Raw genomic sequence first — 21,974 nt, forward strand, 5'->3', positions numbered from 1 at the left:
GGCCGCCGCGGAGCCAGGGCTTCCCCAGCTGCCTTTCCACGGCGCATACTGGTTCGCCGGGCTACTCGGCCCGGTGAACTTTCGCCTATGCTGCTGTCAGTCGATCAAGGGAAATCATGTGACGAGGAACGATGCCATGTTCTACGTGCAACGCGGCGCCCAAGGCGAGTTGCTGCGGGTGGAAGCAGCGCCGTACGCCGAATATACGGAAATACTGCCGGCCGACAACGCCGAGATCCAGACCTGGTTCGCCGACGATGCCGTGGAAAACAGCCTCCGGCAACTCAAGCAAAGCGACCTGGACATGATCCGGGTGCTCGAGGATCTCATCGAGGTGCTCACGGCCAAGGGCGTGTTCAAGATCACCGACCTGCCCCCTGGCGCCCAGGCCAAGCTGCTCAATCGGTCCACGGCGCGCAAGGCGCTGGGCGGCCTGAACAACCTGATCGAAGAGGACAGCGAAGGCGGCCTGATCTGAACCGCCCGCTGTTCACCGCCAGGGCGAAGGTGCCCCGACCAGCTGGCCCTGGATCCCCTGCACGCCCATCTCCCGCAGCACCTCAAGCTCGCCTTCGGTTTCGACCCGTTCGGCGATCAGCGGTAGGTCGATGCTGTGCGCTGCCCGCTGGATGGCTTCGATGAACAGCCGCTTGTGCTGTTCCTGGTCGATGTTGCGAATGTAGCTGCCATCGATCTTCAGGTAGGCCAGGCCCAGGTGGGCCAGGTTGCCGATCATGCTGAAGCGTCCGCCGAAGCGCTGCAGCGCCAGGCTGAAGCCCAGCGCGCGCAAGCGTCGAGTCAATTGTTCGAGCGTGGCCTGGTCAGGCAGTTGCTCTTCGCCGAGCTCGAAGGTCAGCCGTGAACCCGCGGCGCGGTGCTGGCCGAGCAGGTCGTAGACCTTCTGCAATGCACCGGGGTCGGCCAGGGTAGCTGCCGACAGGTTCAGCGCAAGAGGCTGCTGGTGCTTGTGCAGATGGCCAAGCACCTTGTCCAGCATCAGCAAGTCCAGCCGCGACGACCAGCCGAAACGCTCCAGCCAGGGCAGGAAGCGTCCGGCCGCCAGCGCCTGGCCGTCGCTGTCTTGCAGGCGAGAAATGACTTTGTAGTGCAACAGCTTGGCAGGGTCCCGGCTGGCGACCACGGGCTGGAAGAACAGCTGGAACTGTCCGTTGCTCAGCGCCTGGTCCAGACGTGTGTGCCATTCGTGATGACTGTCGACTGCCTGAGGCGCGATGCCCTGCTCCAGGCATACCCAGCCTGGCGTGGGCTGGCTCTCGGCCCGGGCCAGCGCTTCGTCGGCCAGCTTCAACAATGCCTGCGGCGCATCGCCTGGATTGAACGGAGCCATGCCGATGCAGGCGACAGGGGTAACATCGCTGGCACCGGTCTCGTGCAGGCTGTGCAGGGTCACCTCCAGGGCCTGGGCGAGCTGTATCGCCTCGTCGTGGACCATGCCGGGCGCCAGCACGGCGAACTCGCCACCACGGCTACGGGTGATCAGGTCGTTAGTTTCCGGATAGTTCGCGCAGGTACGCCGCAGTTGCTCGCCGACAGCCTGAAGCAACTGGTCGGTACGTTGTCCGCCGAGCCGGGCGTTGAGGCCGGCAAGGTCCTTGACCCGCAGCAGCAGCAGGTAGCCTTGGCGTGCCTCTTCGAGGTTGCTGACCCGCGCCGCCAGTTGCATCTCGAAATAACGGCGATTGGCCAGGCCGGTCAGGCTGTCCTGGTAGGACTCCACGCGCAGCCGCTCGCTGCGCTCGGCCTGTTCTTGGAACAGCGCTTTGAGCTTCTCGACCATCTGGTTCATCGCCTGGACCACCCGCCGCAATTCCGGCGTGCGCGGCAGGTCCGGCAGGCTCAGGAACTCGCGCCGAGCAATGGCATGGGACTGCGCGACCATGTAGTCCAGCGGCCTGAGCTGGCGGCGCAGCAGCAAGGCTCCTAGTACGGCACTGACCGCCCCGCACAGCAGCAGCCAGCCCAGGCTGCCGAGCGCGCTTTGCCAGAGTTTGGCCAGTGCGAACATGGGATGGCTGACCACCTCTACCCGCGCGGCCTGTTGCCAGCCGCGGCTGACGATCGCGTCGCCGCCGGCGGCGCCGAGGCCGGTCAGCCGGATGAACCAGCTCGGGACGCCATTGCTGCCAGGCTCGGCATGCCTTTCCACCAGCACCGCATTGGAGGCAAGATCGACGACCTTGATGCTCGAATAGTAGCCGCTGTCGAAGATCGAGCTGACCATCAGCTCGACCATGGCCGGGTCATCGATGTTCGGAGTCAGCGACAGCGCCAGCGCCGTGGCGGCATCCTGGGCATGGGAACGCAGCTGGTTGACATACTGGTTGCGTGAGCTTTCCAGGCTGACCATGAAGCTGCCGGCGAAGGCCACCACCAGGAACAGGCAAATAGCCAGCAGCAATTGTTTGAACAGTGACATCTGTGCTCCTCAGTAGACCGGTTCGGCCGGAAATCCTTCGGCCTGCATTTTCTTCAGCAAATCCTGCCAGCGCGAAAGACGCTTGGTGTCACCGACTTTCCTGTTGCCGGCGCTGCCCGTCAGCCACAGGCCCTCGCCATTGAAGGCATAGACCGGCAGCAGGTCCGGGCGTTGGCTGGCCGGCCGGATGGCCTCCATCAGGCTGTCGAGGACCAGTGGCATGGCCTCGGGACTGGAATAGTAGGTCAGCACCATGTGGGCACGGTTCTGACGCAATGCCTTGACGTAGGTGATGCGCAGCTTCTCGCTGGCTATTCCCATGCGTCGCAGGCTGAAATACTTGGCAATGGCGTAGTCTTCACAGTCTCCCGCGCCCTTGATCAGCGCCTGGATGGGCGTGGCCCAGTAATCCGTTTCGTGCCAGAGATCGATGTCCTCGACATAGCGCAGCTGCTGGTTGAAGAATCGGTTGACGGCCTGCAGGCGGTCGAGCTCGCTGCCCTGGTTCTGGGTGGCGAGCAGGCTCTGCCAGGCGTCGATGCGTGCCTGGCCAGTGCCCAGCGAACCATACAAGGCTTGCGCACGACGACTGATCTGGGAAAAATCCCAATCGGCATGCAGGCCGCCCAGCAGCAGCAAGCCCAGCAATACGGCTTGACCAACGCGTCGCAGGGTCAGATTGAAGAACCGGGGTATCGCCACGGCCAATGCTCGAGAAGACCTGTCGAAAACGGCGATGGTGCGACCTCCGGCGGGAAAAGACAATGGCACCTTGCGATCATGCCGACATACTGCAGTCAGCCTGCGATCAGGTGGCAGTATGCCTGCTTTTCAAGGCCTGCGACTTGCTTCACGATAGAACCTTTCGTACTGGCGCCACTGCCATGCCCGTCGTCGTTTGACAAGCAGCAGGTCCGCGCCTACGGTATTGGATCCAATATAACTTAGCATCAAGGCATACGTTCAGTGGCCAACAAACCCAAACTCCTGAGTGCCGTACTGGGCAGCGAACAGGTCCCGCCGCACCTGGCACGCAGCGTGATCGAAGAGCGCTTGCGCAATGCCATTCTCGACGGGCGCCTGCCACCGGGCACCGCCGTGCGCCAGCAGGAGCTGGCCACCCTGTTCGGCGTCAGCCGCATGCCCGTGCGTGAAGCATTGCGCCAGCTCGAAGCGCAGTCCTTGTTGCAGGTGGTCATGCACAAGGGCGCGGTGGTCGCGCCACTGATCGGCGAAGACGCCGTCGACAGCTATGGGTTGCGGATGATTCTGGAAACCGAGGCCCTGCGTCAGTCCATTCCACGTCTGGACGGCGCGGACATTGCCCAGGCGCGCGGCTACATCACCGAGCTGGAAAACGAGACACGGCATTCCGAGATCGGACGCCTGAACCGGTTGTTCCACATGTCGCTGTACAACAAGGCCCATAACCAGAAGATCCTGCGCCTGATCGAGGACGAGCTGAACCAGGAAGAGCGTTTCCTGCGCTTTCATCTGTCGTCCATGGGGCTGGGCAAGTTGACCCAGGACGACCATAACGCGCTGGTGGATGCTGCCAGCGACGGGCTGGTCGACGAGGCGGTCGGCATCCTGGAACGGCACCTGAACAACGCGGCCCTCGCCATCCGAAACTACCTGGACCGCCAGGCAGCCAAGTGAGCACCTGGTATCGGAGTACGGCGTTGTCAGGCCGGACGCCGGCTTGTTTGTTTCTGGCTGTAACAGGCTGAAACACCCAACCCCCTGCGCAAGACGGCCGCGTGCAAGCGGTCGTGATCTTCTCCAGCCTGTCCGGTGCCCAGCGCCGTACCCGCAGCCATCCCCCACCGAACAGGTCGCAGGCGGCTGTTGATCATGCCTCCAGGCCACCGCCCTGGCGCTGGCTGAGCGAGCCCTTGCAAACGACCCAGCCTTTGCTGAGCAAGTCCCGCGGCGCACCGGACGGTCAGTGTCTATGCCAGCCAAGCGCCCTCTCGACACGATGCTGGACGTTTGCCCATGGCGGTAATGAACAATCAAGCACACTCTTGTCCCAGGTACGACTGCTGATCGCCGAAAGGGCGGGCCTGGTCGACCGCTTTCCAAACCTGCAGAAGGAGTCTGCCACCGGGCAATGGGACCGCGCACCGATCAGCCGCCCTGAATATCCAAACTCGAACCCACCTCCGCTTGTTCGTGCTCGGGTGAAGCATTCATCCATGACTTGTTTTTGATCATTGATGATCGAAAGGAGCACGCTCATCCCCGATAAAACTTTGAATCAAGTTTTAGCGCGACACTTTCATATCGAAAAATCATAACTTTTAAAATAATAAACAAAAGAGTTGCCAACAACTTTAAGGCTGTTCTAACTTCTACCCCGTCGACAGCGCTGGCCTGCGCAAACGCTGGGCTACATGGCAAAACTCACATGTGTCGACCGTTCTCGAAAGTTTGATCCGGCTCTGCCTTCGGAGCCTTCGTTCGCCCCGAAGAAAGTCCAGGATCAACGAGGCCGCCACTTTGAACCGACCCACTGAAACGAGGAGTGCTTCATGGACCTTTCGAACAACCGGCTTGCCGCACGCAAGTTAGAACTTTCCAGTCATCCGCTGTTTTCCGAAATCCGCTCGCTGAGCACCCTGCGCTGTTTCATGGAAACCCATGTATTTGCCGTCTGGGATTTCATGTCGCTGACCAAGCGACTGCAACAGGAACTCACCTGCGTGAAGCTGCCCTGGCTTCCTCCCCGGGATCCGGCCGCCGCACGGCTGATCAATGAAATCGTGCTTGGCGAAGAAAGCGATGATCGGCTCGAACATGGCCACTACAGTCACTTCGAGTTGTACCTGGACGCCATGCGCGAAGTCGGTGCCAGCACGCGAGCCATCGACCAGTTCATCGAGCTTCAGCAGCAAGGCGTCGACCATCACATCGCGCTCGAGCGTTCTGGCGCCAGCCAGGCCGCGAGCCTGTTCGTCAAGGACACCTTGGCCGTGGCGCTCGAAGCGCCGGCCCATCAAGTGGCCGCAGCCTTCCTGCATGGCCGGGAAAGCGTCATACCCACGATGTTCCAGCAGATCCTCGATGAATGGGGCATTGGCACACAGCAGGCGCCTACCTTCCGCTACTATCTGCAGCGCCATATCGAAGTCGATTCCGAGGACCACGGCCCTGCAGCAGAACAGCTGCTGGCCCGCCTGGTGGATGGCGATGCGCTACGCGCGCAAGAGGTATGCCAGGCGGCGCTGGCGGCGATCGACAGCCGCATGAGGCTCTGGGATCAGTTGCGCGACACCCTGCGCGTGGAAGCCGTCGAGGTGGCCTCATGAACGCGCGCGACTATCGTTCCTTCGCCGACACCTGGGAAGCGCGCGCGACCATTCGCACCCGACCACGGCGGCTGGTGGAGGATGACCAGCGGCTGATCTATCCGCTGAGCCGCCAGCCCTTGGTCCTAGGCGAGACCTTCCAGCGCGAGTGTCCCGAGCTGCGCGACTTCGTGCTGGTGCAGAGTCTCTACAAGTTCATCAATGACGTGGTGATCTTCGAAACCGAGATCGTCGACCGCACCGCCAGGCGGATCGCCAAGGACCGTTTCGCCATTCGCTTTCCTTTCGCTTGCCGCTACGACGCCATGACCGTCGTGGTGGACGAGGATTATCACGCGCTGGTCGCCATGGATTTCCTCCAGCAGACCATCGCCCTGACGGGTATCGAACCGCTCGAGCTGCCTGGGGAAATCGAGCTCAGCCGCGCCATCCCGGCCGCGCTCGAACAGGTCCCGCCGCACCTGCGCGATGCGTTGGAGCTGGTCTGCGTCGGTATTGCCGAGAACACGCTGACGGACGATGTCGCTGCCTTCGCTCGCGACGACAGCGTCAAGCCTTCGGTCAAGGGGCTGATGACCGATCACCTGCTCGACGAGGGTCGCCATTCCAGCTTCTGGGCGCGACTGACCCGGATCTACTGGCAAGCGGCTCCCGAGGATGAACGCCAGGCCATTGCCCAGGTACTCCCCATGTTCCTGGCCCAGTACTTGACCAGCGACATCCAGCAGGACTTCGACTCGCGCCTGGTCGATGCCCTGCCGGTGGCGACGCCTGTACGCCAGGCCTTGCGCGAGGAAGTCCGCGCCATGGCCTATCCGATCAATCACCAGCATCCGCTGCTCGGCAACATCCTGCGCTTCCTGCGCAGCAGCTCGATGCTCGACTCATCTTGCGTGCAGCAGGCGCTGCGCGGCTATCTTCCTTAAGGAACACGCCATGAGACGCCTCGACATACTGTTGATTGGCCGCAGCGGCGCCTTGAAGCGCCTGGCCGGATTGTTCGAAGACCATGGGCACGGGGTATGCCATGCCGACGCCCTCGACGCGCTGGATGACCTGCGCCTGGCAGGCCGGGCTGGGACTGGTCTGGTGATCGAGGATGGCAGCCTGCCGCTGGCGGAGTTGCAGCAGCGACTGCCGCGCGACACGCCGATACTGGGGCTGCGCATGGGCGCCAGCACGACACCGACCCTGCCCAGGCTGGACGTGTTGTGCTGGAGCGGCGACTTGCGAGCTCAGCGCCTGATCGAACGCAGCGCAGTGCCGGTTCCGGCAGCATCGGTGAACGGCCAGCAGTTGCGCGAACAGGCCATGGACACCCTCCTCGATATGCTCGCCTCGCTCGTGGCGCGCTTTTCCCGCTCTCCACAGGCACTTGGCGAAGCGCCTTGCATCAGTGCCGGTGGCCATGACCACGAGCATGGCCTGGATTGGCTGGAGACGCTCGCCTTCGCCCATGTATTCAACCAGACCACGCGTGCCGACCTGCTCGGCGCGACACGGCGCGCTCTGCCTGGGATGCTCGACCATGCGCTGCATACCTACGCCGATCGGCCAGCGCTCGTCCTGGATGGGCAGTGTCGGACCTACCGGCAGCTGCATGCCCAGGCCGTGGCCATCCAGCGTGCCTTGCAGCCTTTGCTGCCTGCCGGCAAGGATGACAGGCCAGTAGTCGCGGTATGCATGGGCAAGTCGCCGGACCTGTACGCCAGCATGCTCGCCGTACTCGGATGCGGCGCCGTCTATCTGCCGCTGGACCCGGCAACGCCTGCATCACGGCTTCGACACATTCTTCAGGACGCCTCGGCCGGTGTGCTCTTGCACGACGGCCAGGCGACATTGGAGATGCCATCGCTCGATGTGCGCGAGCTGGCAGCTGCCGTGGACGGATCGTTACCTGGCTTATCGGTTGGCCAAGCCGATGCGGGCCAGCCTTGCGTGGTCATCTACACCTCGGGAACCACCGGCCAGCCCAAGGGCGTCCTGCTCAGTCAAGGCAACCTGGCACATTTCGTGAACTGGTACGCCGAGCATGTCCAGCTGGACCGCAACAGCCGGGTGTTGCAGTTCTCGACCATCGGCTTCGACGCTTCGTTGCTGGACATCCTGCCGACCTTCGTCCAGGGCGCTACGCTGGTGATACCCGACGAGACGCAGCGACGCGACCCAGAGGCGCTGGTCACGCTGATGCACCGTCGGGAGGTGAGCCATGCCTTCCTGCCGCCAGCGCTGCTAAGCGTCTTGCCTGCGGCGCAACACCTTGGCTTGGCCCACCTGGTGACCGGTGGCGATGTCTGCGAGCCTCAGGTGGTGGCCCGTCTGGCCGGCCAGTGCCAGATGCACAACATCTATGGGCCGACCGAAACGACAGTATTGGCGACCACCCGCCTGTTCGCGCCTGGCGACAATGTCCGAAACCTGGGCCGGCCAATCGCCAACACCCAGGTACTGATCGTCGACGACGACTTGCAACCGACGGCGGACCAGGTTCCGGGCGAACTGTACATCGTCGGACCTGGGGTCGGCCTCGGCTACTTGAACAAGCCCGAGCTGACCGCGCAGCGGTTCGTCAACCTGACATTGCCGGATGGCCAGCGGGTGCGCGCCTATCGTACCGGTGACATGGGCAAGTGGACCGCGGACGGCATCGAGCTGTGCGGTCGCCGGGACAACCAGGTGAAGATCCGCGGCTTTCGCGTCGAACCCGAGGAGATCGAGCATTGCCTGCGCGAAAGCCGCTCGTACGGCCAGGTGGCGGTGGTCATCGATGAGCAGCGCCGGGTCCTGGCCTTCGTCGCCCGGCCGCTGAGCGAGCAGGCGGGACAGGCATTGCGCGAACATGCCCGACGCCTGTTGCCTGACTACATGCAGCCCGTCTTCTACCAGGAACTGGAGCAACTGCCCGGTACCACCAATGGCAAGCTCGATCGCCAGGCACTGCTGGCTCGGCCGCTGGCGCTGCCAAGCCGCCCGCGCATGCATGCACGGACATCGACCGAGCAGCGCCTCTGCCAGCTCTGGAGCCAATTGCTGGAGCTGCCTGAACAGGCCATCTGCATCGACGACAGTTTCTTCGACCTGGGCGGGCATTCGATCCTGCTGTCGCGACTGCTGCTGGAACTGCGTGAGCGATTCGGACGAGGCGTGACGATCAATCGCTTCATCGAGCGGCCGACCTTGCGCCACTTGGGTGCATTGCTCGACGGTAGGGACGACGCCGCGCACGACCTGCTCGCTCAACTGGAACAGGATGCCCAGCGTGATCTTGACCTGCAGGTACGTCCATTGGGCTGCATGGGCGACGTCCACAGGGTCATCGTCACGGGGGCCAACAGCTTCCTTGGCATCCACCTGGTGGAGGCCCTGCTCGACTGGGGCGCAACGGAAGTGGCATGCCTGGTACGCCGCGGCACGGAGCAGGACGCTGCACAGCGCTTTGCGCAAGCCATGCAGGAGAACCGTATCGAACTGGACCTGGCCAGGGTGAAAGTCTTCGAGGCGGACCTGTGTCGCCCAAGGCTTGGCTTGTCCGAGACGGACTACCGCTATCTCGATGCGCACTTCGGCGTCCTGCTGCACAACGCCGCTCACGTCAACCATGTGCTGGACTATCCGTCCTTGGCCAAGGACAACGTCGAGCCGTTGTTCGAATGCCTGCGCTTGTGCGAGGGCGAGCGCAAGAAGATCTTCAACTTCGTCTCCACGCTGTCGGCCTGCAGTGCCTTGGACGGCCAGGGGCAGGTGCTGGAAGAAGACCCCGTGGCGACGCCACCGGTCTACATCCGCAATGGCTACAACCTGAGCAAGTGGGTTGGCGAACGCATCCTGGCACGGGCTCGCGCCCAAGGTGTGCGGGTCAACCTGTTCCGCCCGGGCAACATCACCTTCGACAGCCGTACCGGCATCAGCCAGCCGGGGCGCAACCGTCTGATGCTGATGCTCAAGGGATCGCTGCAACTGGGCCAACTGCCCCGCCTGGACATCGACTTCGACCTGATGCCAGTGGACTTCCTGGCTCGCTTCATCGCCTTCCACGCTAGCCGGCATCAGCCGCAGGCCTGTGTCTTCAATCTGCACAATCCACAACCGCTGCGCTGGGAGCGATACCTGGACGCCTTCCGCGAACAAGGCCACACCTTCGAGGTGGTCGAGGTCGCCGATTGGCAGCGCCAGCTCGGCAAGGTCGGTCGTGACAATGCGCTGTTCGACGTCCTGGGCTTCTACCTGGACGGCTTCGAGGAAGACATAGGCGATATCTCGTGCATAGCGCATCGCAATGCCCGCGCCGGCGTGGAAAACATGGGCGAGCACTATCCGGCCAAGACGCCTGCCCTGTTGCAGCGCGGCTGCCAGTACCTGAGCGACATCGGCTTCATCTGAATCCATCACCCAAAGAAGGAGCGTCAATCATGCAAGCACTCAAGCCTGATACCCTCATCCGCAACCCACAAGGTTGCCAGGTAGTCTCCAGCGTCGAGGTGGCCGCAGCCGCGGGCGAAGCCTGGAACATTGTCGGCAACTTCGCGGGCTTCCCGGTATTCATACCGGCACTGGCCCATATCGAAATGACGGGGGCCGGTGTGCGATCGGTCCGCAAGAAGCTGTTCAAGGACGGCAACGTGGTGATCGAACAGCTCAACAGTCGTGACGAACAGGCCATGTGCATGACCTGGAGCTTGATCTACACCAGCCTGAACATTGGCAATCTCTGGGCCGCCATGCAGGTCGAGGCACTCGATGATGGGCGCAGCCGCGTGACCTGGACCATCCAGGCAGAACCTTGGCAGGGTGGGCAGGAAGCCATGCCTGGTTTCCAGGCCTTCCTGCAGCAGTTCGCCGATGATGCGATGAACAACGTACGCAATCTGCTCGGCTGACAGCTCGAGCCTCGCCGGCCCGGTGCGTCGTCCTGATGTGCCGGGCCGTTGGTTGCCGTTGCGAAGGTTGCAAAATATTTTGCCGAAGCCAACAATGAGACTAATTATCATTCATGCCCTGAGCGTGACACGTCACCATGCCCTCTCAAGATTCCGTGTGTGCGTTGTACAGCGAACACCATGGCTGGCTGCACAGTTGGCTGCGCAGTCAGCTGAGCAGTGCCGCCGATGCCGCCGATCTGGCGCACGATACTTTCCTGCGCCTGCTGCAGCATCGAGACCAGCCTGAACTCGCGGCGCCGCGAGCCTTCCTGCGCACGGTGGCCCGTGGCCTGGTGATCGACCACTGGCGCCGCGAGGAGCTGCGACGCGCTTACCTCGAGGCGCTGGCCAACCTGCCGCCAGCCCAGGTTCCGTGCGTCGAGACGCGCGAAGTGCTGCTGGAGCTGCTCGAGCGTATCGACCGTATGCTCGATGGCCTCAAGCCGAAAGTGCGGCGGGCTTTCCTGCTGGCCCAATGCGAGGGCCTGAGTCATAGGGAAATCGCTGCGCAGATGGGCATATCCCTGCGCTCGGTAGAGCGTTATGTCGCCGATGCGCTCTACCATTGCTACCTACTGCGCTACAGCGATGAAGCCTGAGTCGATCGCCGACGAGCCACCTGCGCCACAAGTGGTCAGGCAAGCGATCCAATGGATGCTCAAGCTGCGCAAGCACGAGGACGATCCACGCTTGCAGGCCCAGTGCGCGCGCTGGCGTATGGCTCATCACCAGCACGAACTGGCTTGGCAGCGTATCAGCGAACTCGAACAGGAATTCGACCTGCGAGACATTCCAGGCTCCAGCGCGGCCTTGCGCGTTCTGGATGGAGGAAGTCGACGGCTGCGTCGAAGGCAGGCGTTGAAACTGCTTGGCGGGACTCTGCTGCTTGGATCGGCTGCCTGGCTGGGCAAGGATCTGCAGGTACTGGATGCCTGGACTTCGGATTATGCCAGCGCAACGGGCGAACGTCGCCGCTTCGTCCTGCCAGATGGCGCCGTACTGCAGCTCAATACGCGAAGCGCAGCGCAGCTGACCTACACTGGCCGGCAGCGGGTGATCCGGCTGAGGCGGGGCGAAATGATGCTGGACTGCCGCACGACGAGCGATGAGCTGCAGCCTTTGCTGGTCGCAAGCCATGACGCGCTGCTGCAAGGTTTCGCTGGACGCTTCGTGGTGCGCCAGGAACAGGATTGCACGCAGGTCACCGTCCTCGAAGGCCAGATGGCCGCCCGGCGTGGCAGCGATCAACCGCTGCTCTGGTGGTCGCCAGGCCAGTCCTGGCGCCTGGATGCCCGAGGTGCATACCGGCTGGAACGACTCGACATGGATGGCGCGGCCTGGATCGAGGGCCTGATCGTCACGCGCGACATGCGCCTGGAGGACTTTCTCGCCCAGGTCAGCCGCTACAGGCACGGCTACCTGGGCTGCAGCCAGGACATCGCCGACCTGCGTCTTTCCGGCGTGTACCGCCTGGAAGACACCGACGCGCTGCTGGCCGTGCTACCTCGCACGCTGCCGGTCCAGATCAGCTACCGCACCCGCTGGTGGGTGCGGGTCGAGCGTTCGGCCTGATTTTCTGGCGGGTTTTTGGCTGTAATCCGGCTAGGACAGGAACCTCTTTCCTCCACGGATCACGGACTGCCTTCATGCCGAACGCTTTGCCTGCGCTGCCCTTGCAGCATAATGAGCCCTCTCTGCCCGAGTCTTGCCCAGCCAGTCTCGGCAGTGCCATACGCGCCGCGATCTTCGGGGCTGCCATCGGTCTTCAGGGTTTGCCAATGGTCACCCAGGCGGCCGAATCGGCCTCGCTCGACCATTCCTATGCCATTCCACCCGGCAAGCTGGACGATGTGCTCAACCAGTTCGCCCGCAAGTCCGGAATCACCCTGTCCGGCACGCCGCAGCTGACCCAGGGCATCAGCTCACCTGGACTGCAAGGCGACTATTCCATCGATCAGGCATTGCACTACTTGCTTCAGGGCAGCGGGGTCGAGGCTGTCAGCCAGGACGGTCGTATCTATGTTCTGCAAGCTCGCTCCGAAGAAAGCGCATTGGCCTTGCCAAGCGTCGAGGTGCGCGGCTTCACGCTTGGCAACGCTCTGGGCAGCATGGAAGGCTACAACGCCACCCATAGCCAGGTCGCGACGAAGACCAGTACCGCCTTGCTCGAAACCTCCCAGTCGGTCTCGGTCGTGACGCGTCAGCAGATGGATGACCAAGGCGCGCAGACGGTAGCCCAGGCGATGCGTTATACACCTGGTGTCATGACCAGCCCCTATGGAGCCACGCATCGCTACGATTACGTGGCGATGCGTGGCTTCAACGACGGCTCGGTCGACAACATCTACCTCGATGGTCTGAAATCCATGGGGGATAACGGTACCTACAGCACGATGCAGGTCGATCCTTATTTCCTGGAGCGTATCGATATCCTCAAGGGTCCCTCCTCCGTGCTCTATGGTCGCAGCTCGCCTGGCGGCCTGGTGGCCCTGACCAGTAAGAAGCCGCTGTTCGATAACTATCGCCAGGTCCAGGCCATGGTAGGCACGCAAGGTCAACGGGGGCTGGGCTTCGACTTCAGCGGCCCCCTGGATGATGACAAGCGTGTGGCCTATCGTCTGACTGGGCTGGCGGACAGTTCCGATACTCAGTTCGACCATGCCGAGGAAGAACGCTATGCAATAGCGCCGGCTGTCAGCATCGACTTTTCCGAAGACACTTCGCTCACACTGCAGGCTTATCTGCAACACGACCCGGACGGCGGCTACCACGGCGGTAATCCGGCATTCGGAATGCTGCACCCACGCAACGGGTTGCGTCTTTCGGATCACTTCTTCGAAGGTGAACCGGGCATCGATCGATACGAGCGCACCCAGCAGTCGTTCAGCTATCAGTTCGAACACCGCTTCAATGACATGCTTACGGCTCGCCAGAACTTCCGCTACCAGGATTCGGATGTGTCCATGGACCAGGTGTACTCGGCCGGCTGGGCCGATGCGGGAAGCAATCTGCTCAATCGGGCGTATACCGGTGGGGATGAGCGGCTGCATTCATTCATCGTCGACAACATGCTGCAAGCCGAGCTGTTCACCGGCGCCGCAAAGCATACCGTGCTGATTGGCGTCGACTATCAGCGGCGCAAGGCCGCGGTAGACTGGCGCTATGGTGTGGTCGATCCGCTGGATGCGGGAAACCCCCGGTATGGTGATGGCAACCTGCGGATCACCGGTGAAAATCATTACTTGCGCCGTTTGCAGCAGACGGGGGCATACGTCCAGGATCTGGTTGAGCTTGATCAATGGCGCTTCTCGCTGGGCGTGCGTCAGGACTGGGTGAAGGTATCGGAAGAGAACCGTGATACCGATTCGAAGATCAGCGACGACCGTGGCAAGTCCACCGCTCGTGCCGGGATGCTGTATCTGTTCGATAATGGCATCGCGCCTTATGCCAGCTATTCGGAGTCTTTCAATCCGAATACAGTATCGGACCAGGAAGGCCGCCCGCTTGCACCGACCGAAGGTACGCAATGGGAGGTCGGGGTCAAATACCAGCCGCCGGGTACCGACAACCTGTTCACAGCTTCCGTGTTCCGTATCGAACAGGAGAACCTCGCCTCCAAGCAACCGAATGAAGAGTTCTACCGCGCGGTAGGTGAGGTTCGCTCGCAAGGCCTGGAACTCGAGGCCCATATGCAGCTGACCGACAACCTGAAGCTGCTGGCGGGGTATACCTTCACTGACATCGAATACTCGAAGAGCATGCCCAGCCTTGTAGTTCCTGGCTTGGACAACAAAGGCAATTCACCGACCCAGGCGCCGAAGCAAATGGCCTCGCTGTGGACCGACTACGACGTCCGCCACGGGCCGCTCGATGGCTTGCGGCTCGGCGCAGGGGTACGCTACGTAGGCTATAGCTGGGTCGATGCCGAGAACGATATGAAGGTGCCTTCCTATACGCTGTTCGACGCGTCCATCGGCTACGATCTAGGCAAAGTTGGCCTGAAGGGGCTGGATATACGCCTCAATGCCAACAACCTGACCAATGAAACCTACATCACCTCGTGTGCGAGCCTGAACTATTGCTACATGGGTGAAGAACGCAACGTCAGCGCGACGGCAAGCTACACGTTCTAGCCGGCCTGAAAAGACAAAACCCCTACCTGCCTTCGCAGATAGGGGTTTTGCGGAATGAATCTTGACGATGACCTACTCTCACATGGGGAAACCCCACACTACCATCGGCGATGCATCGTTTCACTGCTGAGTTCGGGATGGGATCAGGTGGTGCCAATGCTCTATGGTCGTCAAGAAATCCGGTATGCGGGTACGTCGAGCGACGAACCTGCGAAATTTTGGGTTTCTACTTAAAGACAAAACCCCTGGCTGCGGTCGCAGTCAGGGGTTTTGCGGAATGAATCTTGGCGATGACCTACTCTCACATGGGGAAACCCCACACTACCATCGGCGATGCATCGTTTCACTGCTGAGTTCGGGATGGGATCAGGTGGTGCCAATGCTCTATGGTCGCCAAGAAAAACGGTGCCGATCCGTCCAGGGGACGTGTCGGCCAACTCGGATGTGTGATGCAAGGTGCGAATTTTCGGTGCTGCGTCTTCACTCACCGCAACCTGCGCTGCAGATTGCTTGGGTGTTATATGGTCAAGCCTCACGGGCCATTAGTATCGGTTAGCTCAACGCCTCACAGCGCTTACACACCCGACCTATCAACGTCGTAGTCTTCGACGGCCCTTCAGGGAGCTCGAGGCTCCAGTGAGATCTCATCTTGAGGCAAGTTTCCCGCTTAGATGCTTTCAGCGGTTATCTCTTCCGAACATAGCTACCCGGCAATGCCACTGGCGTGACAACCGGAACACCAGAGGTTCGTCCACTCCGGTCCTCTCGTACTAGGAGCAGCCCCTCTCAAATCTCAAACGTCCACGGCAGATAGGGACCGAACTGTCTCACGACGTTCTAAACCCAGCTCGCGTACCACTTTAAATGGCGAACAGCCATACCCTTGGGACCGGCTTCAGCCCCAGGATGTGATGAGCCGACATCGAGGTGCCAAACACCGCCGTCGATATGAACTCTTGGGCGGTATCAGCCTGTTATCCCCGGAGTACCTTTTATCCGTTGAGCGATGGCCCTTCCATACAGAACCACCGGATCACTAAGACCTACTTTCGTACCTGCTCGACGTGTGGGTCTCGCAGTCAAGCGCGCTTTTGCCTTTATACTCTGCGACCGATTTCCGACCGGTCTGAGCGCACCTTCGTACTCCTCCGTTACTCTTTGGGAGGAGACCGCCCCAGTCAAACTACCCACCATACACTGTCCTCGATCCGGATGACGGACCTGAGTTAGAACCTCAAAGTTGCCAGGGTGGTATTTCAAGGATGGCTCCACGCAGACTGGCGTCCACGCTTCATAGCCTCCCACCTATCCTACACAAGCAAGTTCAAAGTCCAGTGCAAAGCTATAGTAAAGGTTCACGGGGTCTTTCCGTCTAGCCGCGGATACACTGCATCTTCACAGCGATTTCAATTTCACTGAGTCTCGGGTGGAGACAGCGCCGCCATCGTTACGCCATTCGTGCAGGTCGGAACTTACCCGACAAGGAATTTCGCTACCTTAGGACCGTTATAGTTACGGCCGCCGTTTACCGGGGCTTCGATCAAGAGCTTCGCTTGCGCTAACCCCATCAATTAACCTTCCGGCACCGGGCAGGCGTCACACCCTATACGTCCACTTTCGTGTTTGCAGAGTGCTGTGTTTTTAATAAACAGTCGCAGCGGCCTGGTATCTTCGACCGGCATGGGCTTACGGAGCAAGTCCTTGACCCTCGCCGGCGCACCTTCTCCCGAAGTTACGGTGCCATTTTGCCTAGTTCCTTCACCCGAGTTCTCTCAAGCGCCTTGGTATTCTCTACCTAACCACCTGTGTCGGTTTGGGGTACGGTTCCCGATTATCTGAAGCTTAGGAGCTTTTCCTGGAAGCCTGGCATCAACCACTTCGTCGCCTAGTGGCAACTCGTCATCAGCTCTCGGCCTAGGGATCCCGGATTTGCCTAAGATCCCAGCCTACCACCTTAAACTTGGACAACCAACGCCAAGCTGGCCTAGCCTTCTCCGTCCCTCCATCGCAATAACCGGAAGTACAGGAATATTAACCTGTTTTCCATCGACTACGCTCTTCAGCCTCGCCTTAGGGACCGACTAACCCTGCGTCGATTAACGTTGCGCAGGAAACCTTGGTCTTTCGGCGTGCGAGTTTTTCACTCGCATTGTCGTTACTCATGTCAGCATTCGCACTTCTGATACCTCCAGCCAGCCTCTCGACTGACCTTCACAGGCTTACAGAACGCTCCTCTACCGCGTCACCTGGTGGTGACACCCGTAGCTTCGGTGCATGGTTTGAGCCCCGTTACATCTTCCGCGCAGGCCGACTCGACTAGTGAGCTATTACGCTTTCTTTAAAGGATGGCTGCTTCTAAGCCAACCTCCTAGCTGTCTAAGCCTTCCCACATCGTTTCCCACTTAACCATGACTTTGGGACCTTAGCTGACGGTCTGGGTTGTTTCCCTTTTCACGACGGACGTTAGCACCCGCCGTGTGTCTCCCATGCTCGGCACTTGCTGGTATTCGGAGTTTGCATCGGTTTGGTAAGTCGGGATGACCCCCTAGCCGAAACAGTGCTCTACCCCCAGCAGTGATACATGAGGCGCTACCTAAATAGCTTTCGAGGAGAACCAGCTATCTCCGAGCTTGATTAGCCTTTCACTCCGATCCACAGGTCATCCGCTAACTTTTCAACGGTAGTCGGTTCGGTCCTCCAGTCAGTGTTACCTAACCTTCAACCTGCCCATGGATAGATCGCCCGGTTTCGGGTCTATACCCAGCGACTTGACGCCCTATTAAGACTCGCTTTCGCTACGCCTCCCCTATACGGTTAAGCTTGCCACTGAATATAAGTCGCTGACCCATTATACAAAAGGTACGCAGTCACAGCACGAAGCTGCTCCCACTGCTTGTACGCATACGGTTTCAGGTTCTATTTCACTCCCCTCTCCGGGGTTCTTTTCGCCTTTCCCTCACGGTACTGGTTCACTATCGGTCAGTCAGTAGTATTTAGCCTTGGAGGATGGTCCCCCCATGTTCAGACAAAGTTTCTCGTGCTCCGTCCTACTCGATTTCACCGGCAAGAGATTTTCGTGTACGGGGCTATCACCCACTATGGCCGCACTTTCCAGAGCGTTCCACTAATCTCAAACCGGCTTAAGGGCTGGTCCCCGTTCGCTCGCCACTACTAAGGGAATCTCGGTTGATTTCTATTCCTCAGGGTACTTAGATGTTTCAGTTCCCCTGGTTCGCCTCTTGCACCTATGTATTCAGTGCAAGATAACCAGCTTGTGCTGGCTGGGTTCCCCCATTCAGAGATCTCTGGATCACAGTCTGTTTGCCGACTCCCCAAAGCTTATCGCAGGCTACCACGTCTTTCATCGCCTCTGACTGCCAAGGCATCCACCGTATGCGCTTCTTCACTTGACCATATAACCCCAAGCAATCTGGTTATACTGTGAAGACGACATTCGCCGAAAATTCGCATGGCTCGCATGAGCCACTTACAAATTTTACCTTAGCCTGATCACCCCCAGTGAAAGGGATCATCAGTCTATATCTATCACACATCCGAATTTTTAAAGAACGATCTGACAAAAGCCAGACATCAATCTTCACGAGGAAGACTCATGTCTAGGTTCTGACGACAGGCAAGGTGGTGGAGCCAAGCGGGATCGAACCGCTGACCTCCTGCGTGCAAGGCAGGCGCTCTCCCAGCTGAGCTATGGCCCCAGAAACTGGTAGGTCTGGGCAGATTTGAACTGCCGACCTCACCCTTATCAGGGGTGCGCTCTAACCAACTGAGCTACAGACCTATATGCAGGGTCTTGATCGTCTTCTACAAGGAATCAAGCAATTCGTGTGGGGGCTCATCAGCTGGCTGATGTCGTCGATTAAGGAGGTGATCCAGCCGCAGGTTCCCCTACGGCTACCTTGTTACGACTTCACCCCAGTCATGAATCACACCGTGGTAACCGTCCTCCCGAAGGTTAGACTAGCTACTTCTGGTGCAACCCACTCCCATGGTGTGACGGGCGGTGTGTACAAGGCCCGGGAACGTATTCACCGCGACGTTCTGATTCGCGATTACTAGCGATTCCGACTTCACGCAGTCGAGTTGCAGACTGCGATCCGGACTACGATCGGTTTTGTGAGATTGGCTCCACCTCGCGGCTTGGCAACCCTCTGTACCGACCATTGTAGCACGTGTGTAGCCCAGGCCGTAAGGGCCATGATGACTTGACGTCATCCCCACCTTCCTCCGGTTTGTCACCGGCAGTCTCCTTAGAGTGCCCACCCGAGGTGCTGGTAACTAAGGACAAGGGTTGCGCTCGTTACGGGACTTAACCCAACATCTCACGACACGAGCTGACGACAGCCATGCAGCACCTGTGTCAGAGTTCCCGAAGGCACCGCTCCATCTCTGGGGCGTTCTCTGCATGTCAAGGCCTGGTAAGGTTCTTCGCGTTGCTTCGAATTAAACCACATGCTCCACCGCTTGTGCGGGCCCCCGTCAATTCATTTGAGTTTTAACCTTGCGGCCGTACTCCCCAGGCGGTCAACTTAATGCGTTAGCTGCGCCACTAAGATCTCAAGGATCCCAACGGCTAGTTGACATCGTTTACGGCGTGGACTACCAGGGTATCTAATCCTGTTTGCTCCCCACGCTTTCGCACCTCAGTGTCAGTATCAGTCCAGGTGGTCGCCTTCGCCACTGGTGTTCCTTCCTATATCTACGCATTTCACCGCTACACAGGAAATTCCACCACCCTCTACCGTACTCTAGCCGACCAGTTTTGGATGCAGTTCCCAGGTTGAGCCCGGGGCTTTCACATCCAACTTGATCAACCACCTACGCGCGCTTTACGCCCAGTAATTCCGATTAACGCTTGCACCCTCTGTATTACCGCGGCTGCTGGCACAGAGTTAGCCGGTGCTTATTCTGCCGGTAACGTCAAAACTGCAGGATATTAGCCTACAGCCCTTCCTCCCGGCTTAAAGTGCTTTACAATCCGAAGACCTTCTTCACACACGCGGCATGGCTGGATCAGGCTTTCGCCCATTGTCCAATATTCCCCACTGCTGCCTCCCGTAGGAGTCTGGACCGTGTCTCAGTTCCAGTGTGACTGATCATCCTCTCAGACCAGTTACGGATCGTCGCCTTGGTGAGCCGTTACCTCACCAACCAGCTAATCCGACCTAGGCTCATCTGATAGCGCAAGGCCCGAAGGTCCCCTGCTTTCTCCCGTAGGACGTATGCGGTATTAGCGTTCCTTTCGAAACGTTGTCCCCCACTACCAGGCAGATTCCTAGGCATTACTCACCCGTCCGCCGCTGAATCCGGGAGCAAGCTCCCGTCATCCGCTCGACTTGCATGTGTTAGGCCTGCCGCCAGCGTTCAATCTGAGCCATGATCAAACTCTTCAGTTCAATACTGCTTGGGTTTTTAAGAAACCCTAAACTTGGCTCAGCAATCTCAAATGACTACTATGATTGCTCATGTGTCACTTGTGATGCTGATAATCTTGGTGACTATCAGTCCAAACTCACAAGCACCCACACGAATTGCTTGATTCGATTTGTTAAAGAGCGTTTGGCCAAGAGCGTTTCGTCTCAACCGAGGCCGCGCATTCTACGCTGTCCTCATCGTCTGTCAAGCGTTTATTTCGAAGTATTTGCCGAGAATCTCGTTCAACTTCAACCACTTGACTCGCTGGCGATTGCTCGTAGCGGGAGGCGAATCATACAGCGTTGAAACCTGCTGTCAACCACCTTGTTCACCGCTGCCGATCAGTCGACCGAAGCCCTCCCGAGCCTGCCTGATCCGTCCAACCCTTTGATTCTCAAGGAGTTTTCCGTTTCGACTGCGTCGGAAGTGGTGCGCATTATAAGGGGATTCGAAAGGCCGTCAAGCTTTTATTTCAAGAAGGTTTCAACGCAGCCTTACCTCCTCTACATCTAGATGACCTGGCTTGCGCGAAGCCTGCCAAGCGCTTCCTGATTCAGGCCCAATAACTGCCCTAGCACTTCGTCCGTATGCTCCCCCAACAACGGAGGCGCCCTGCGGTATTCCACCGGTGTGCGCGACAGTCGGATCGGGCTGGCCACTTGCGCAACGCTGCCCGCCAATGGGTGGGCAAGGGTCAACGCCAGCTGCCTCGCCACTACCTGAGGGTCCTGGAACACCTGGGCCAGATCATTGACAGGCCCACATGGGACCCCAACCGCCTCGAGCAGGCTTACCCATTCGGCTGTGGTTCGGAACACCGTGACCTGGCGAATCAGCGGGACCAAGACGCCGCGATTGGCCACGCGCTGGGCATTGCCAGCGAACCGTGGATCCTCGGCCCATTCTGGCCGTCCAGCCGCTTCGGCGAACTTGCGGAACTGACCGTCATTGCCGATGGCAAGAATGATATCCCCGTCAGCTGTGGGAAAATCCTGATAGGGGACGATATTGGGATGGGCATTGCCAAGACGGCGAGGTGCAGTGCCAGTCACCAGGTAATTCATCGCCTGGTTTGCCAGACAGGCCACCTGGACATCGAGCAGGGCCATGTCGATGTGCTGGCCAGCCCCGGTGCGCTCGCGGTGCGCAACGGCGGCAAGAATGGCGACCGTTGCATACAACCCGGTAAGGATGTCTGTCAGCGCCACGCCGGTCTTGATCGGCCCCGCTCCCGTCTCGTCGTCCGGCCTGCCAGTGACGCTCATGAGTCCGCCAAGCCCCTGGATCAGGAAATCGTATCCGGCACGGCTGGCGTAGGGACCGGTCTGGCCAAAGCCGGTGATCGAACAATAGATCAGATGCGGGTTTTCCGCCTTCAGGCTCTCATAGTCCAAGCCATAGGCCGTCAGGCCACCTACCTTGAAGTTCTCGAGAACGATGTCCGACCTGGCGGCGAGTTCACGCACCAGGCGTTGGCCTTCCGCGCGCGTGAAGTCGATGGTCACCGAACGCTTGTTGCGGTTGGCGCACAGATAATAAGCCGCCTCGCTCGTGCTGCGACCCTGGGCATCCCTCAGGAAAGGGGGCCCCCAGGCCCTGGTGTCGTCGCCCGTGCCGGGCCGTTCGACCTTGATGACATCTGCCCCCATGTCCGCCAGGATCTGCCCTGACCATGGCCCGGCCAGTACCCGCGACAGATCCAGTACCCGAAGATGCGAAAGCGCTCCCATGTCCCGCCTCC

General features: G+C 59.9%; 12 protein-coding genes, 2 tRNA genes and 4 rRNA genes. 9 read left to right on the forward strand and 9 right to left on the reverse strand.

What is annotated here, in order from left to right; genetic code table 11:
• Nucleotides 1–136 precede the first annotated feature (136 nt).
• Nucleotides 137–478: a tryptophan synthase subunit beta gene (locus ACY8GK_RS15265; RefSeq protein ID WP_196181585.1), complete on the forward strand. Its 342-nt coding sequence runs from the start codon at nt 137–139 to the stop codon at nt 476–478.
• Nucleotides 479–490: 12 nt separating this feature from the next.
• On the opposite strand, the gene lapD is transcribed toward ACY8GK_RS15265, so the two are convergent.
• Together lapD and lapG are read right to left on the reverse strand one after the other, a co-directional pair.
• Nucleotides 491–2,437 carry a cyclic di-GMP receptor LapD gene (lapD, locus tag ACY8GK_RS15270; protein ID WP_196181584.1) on the reverse strand — a complete coding sequence of 649 codons (1,947 nt, stop codon included), beginning with the start codon at nt 2,435–2,437 and terminating at the stop codon, nt 491–493.
• Nucleotides 2,438–2,446: 9 nt separating this feature from the next.
• Nucleotides 2,447–3,208, reverse strand: coding sequence for a cysteine protease LapG (lapG, locus tag ACY8GK_RS15275; RefSeq protein WP_462401567.1), 762 nt, complete (start codon nt 3,206–3,208; stop codon nt 2,447–2,449).
• A gap of 195 nt (nt 3,209–3,403) precedes the next feature.
• On the opposite strand from lapG, the gene ACY8GK_RS15280 reads away from it, so the two are divergent.
• The 8 genes from ACY8GK_RS15280 to ACY8GK_RS15315 all read left to right on the forward strand — a co-directional run bounded on the left by ACY8GK_RS15280 (nt 3,404) and on the right by ACY8GK_RS15315 (nt 14,800).
• On the forward strand, nt 3,404–4,096 hold the full coding sequence (locus tag ACY8GK_RS15280) for a GntR family transcriptional regulator (RefSeq protein WP_196181582.1): 693 nt from the start codon (nt 3,404–3,406) through the stop codon (nt 4,094–4,096).
• Between the two features lie 875 nt (nt 4,097–4,971).
• The gene (locus ACY8GK_RS15285; RefSeq protein ID WP_462401568.1) at nt 4,972–5,748 is read left to right on the forward strand and encodes a DUF3050 domain-containing protein; all 777 of its coding nucleotides are present in this window, start codon (nt 4,972–4,974) and stop codon (nt 5,746–5,748) included.
• Nucleotides 5,745–6,674: a diiron oxygenase gene (locus tag ACY8GK_RS15290; RefSeq protein WP_462401569.1), complete on the forward strand. Its 930-nt coding sequence runs from the start codon at nt 5,745–5,747 to the stop codon at nt 6,672–6,674. Before ACY8GK_RS15285 ends, ACY8GK_RS15290 begins: the two co-directional genes overlap by 4 nt.
• Nucleotides 6,675–6,684: 10 nt before the next feature.
• Nucleotides 6,685–10,128, forward strand: a complete 3,444-nt coding sequence (locus tag ACY8GK_RS15295; protein ID WP_462401570.1) for an amino acid adenylation domain-containing protein — start codon at nt 6,685–6,687, stop codon at nt 10,126–10,128.
• 29 nt (nt 10,129–10,157) lie between these two features.
• Nucleotides 10,158–10,625, forward strand: coding sequence for an SRPBCC family protein (locus ACY8GK_RS15300; RefSeq protein ID WP_462401571.1), 468 nt, complete (start codon nt 10,158–10,160; stop codon nt 10,623–10,625).
• Nucleotides 10,626–10,762: 137 nt separating this feature from the next.
• A complete protein-coding gene (locus ACY8GK_RS15305) occupies nt 10,763–11,266 on the forward strand; it encodes a sigma-70 family RNA polymerase sigma factor (RefSeq protein ID WP_196181577.1) in 504 nt (167 codons plus the stop codon).
• A complete protein-coding gene (locus tag ACY8GK_RS15310) occupies nt 11,256–12,239 on the forward strand; it encodes a FecR domain-containing protein (protein ID WP_462401572.1) in 984 nt (327 codons plus the stop codon). Before ACY8GK_RS15305 ends, ACY8GK_RS15310 begins: the two co-directional genes overlap by 11 nt.
• A gap of 206 nt (nt 12,240–12,445) precedes the next feature.
• Nucleotides 12,446–14,800, forward strand: a complete 2,355-nt coding sequence (locus ACY8GK_RS15315) for a TonB-dependent siderophore receptor (protein ID WP_462403030.1) — start codon at nt 12,446–12,448, stop codon at nt 14,798–14,800.
• 59 nt (nt 14,801–14,859) lie between these two features.
• Here the strand turns inward: ACY8GK_RS15315 and rrf (ACY8GK_RS15320) are convergent.
• From rrf (ACY8GK_RS15320) to ACY8GK_RS15350, 7 genes are all read right to left on the reverse strand, one after another.
• A 5S ribosomal RNA gene (gene rrf, locus ACY8GK_RS15320) occupies nt 14,860–14,975 on the reverse strand.
• Between the two features lie 107 nt (nt 14,976–15,082).
• Nucleotides 15,083–15,198: ribosomal RNA gene (gene rrf / locus ACY8GK_RS15325) — 5S ribosomal RNA — on the reverse strand.
• A 123-nt stretch (nt 15,199–15,321) separates the two neighbouring features.
• A 23S ribosomal RNA gene (locus tag ACY8GK_RS15330) occupies nt 15,322–18,213 on the reverse strand.
• A 227-nt stretch (nt 18,214–18,440) separates the two neighbouring features.
• Nucleotides 18,441–18,516, reverse strand: a tRNA-Ala gene (locus ACY8GK_RS15335).
• Between the two features lie 6 nt (nt 18,517–18,522).
• Nucleotides 18,523–18,599 (reverse strand) — tRNA-Ile (locus ACY8GK_RS15340).
• Between the two features lie 79 nt (nt 18,600–18,678).
• Nucleotides 18,679–20,214, reverse strand: a 16S ribosomal RNA gene (locus ACY8GK_RS15345).
• Together the 16S, 23S and 5S rRNA genes with 2 tRNA genes alongside form the textbook arrangement of a ribosomal RNA operon.
• A 528-nt stretch (nt 20,215–20,742) precedes the next feature.
• Entirely contained in the window at nt 20,743–21,963 is a 1,221-nt protein-coding gene (locus ACY8GK_RS15350; RefSeq protein ID WP_462401573.1) for a CaiB/BaiF CoA transferase family protein, read from the reverse strand.
• Between the last annotated feature and the right edge of the window lie 11 nt (nt 21,964–21,974).

It is taken from the genome of Pseudomonas sp. Marseille-QA0332 (assembly GCF_054950175.1).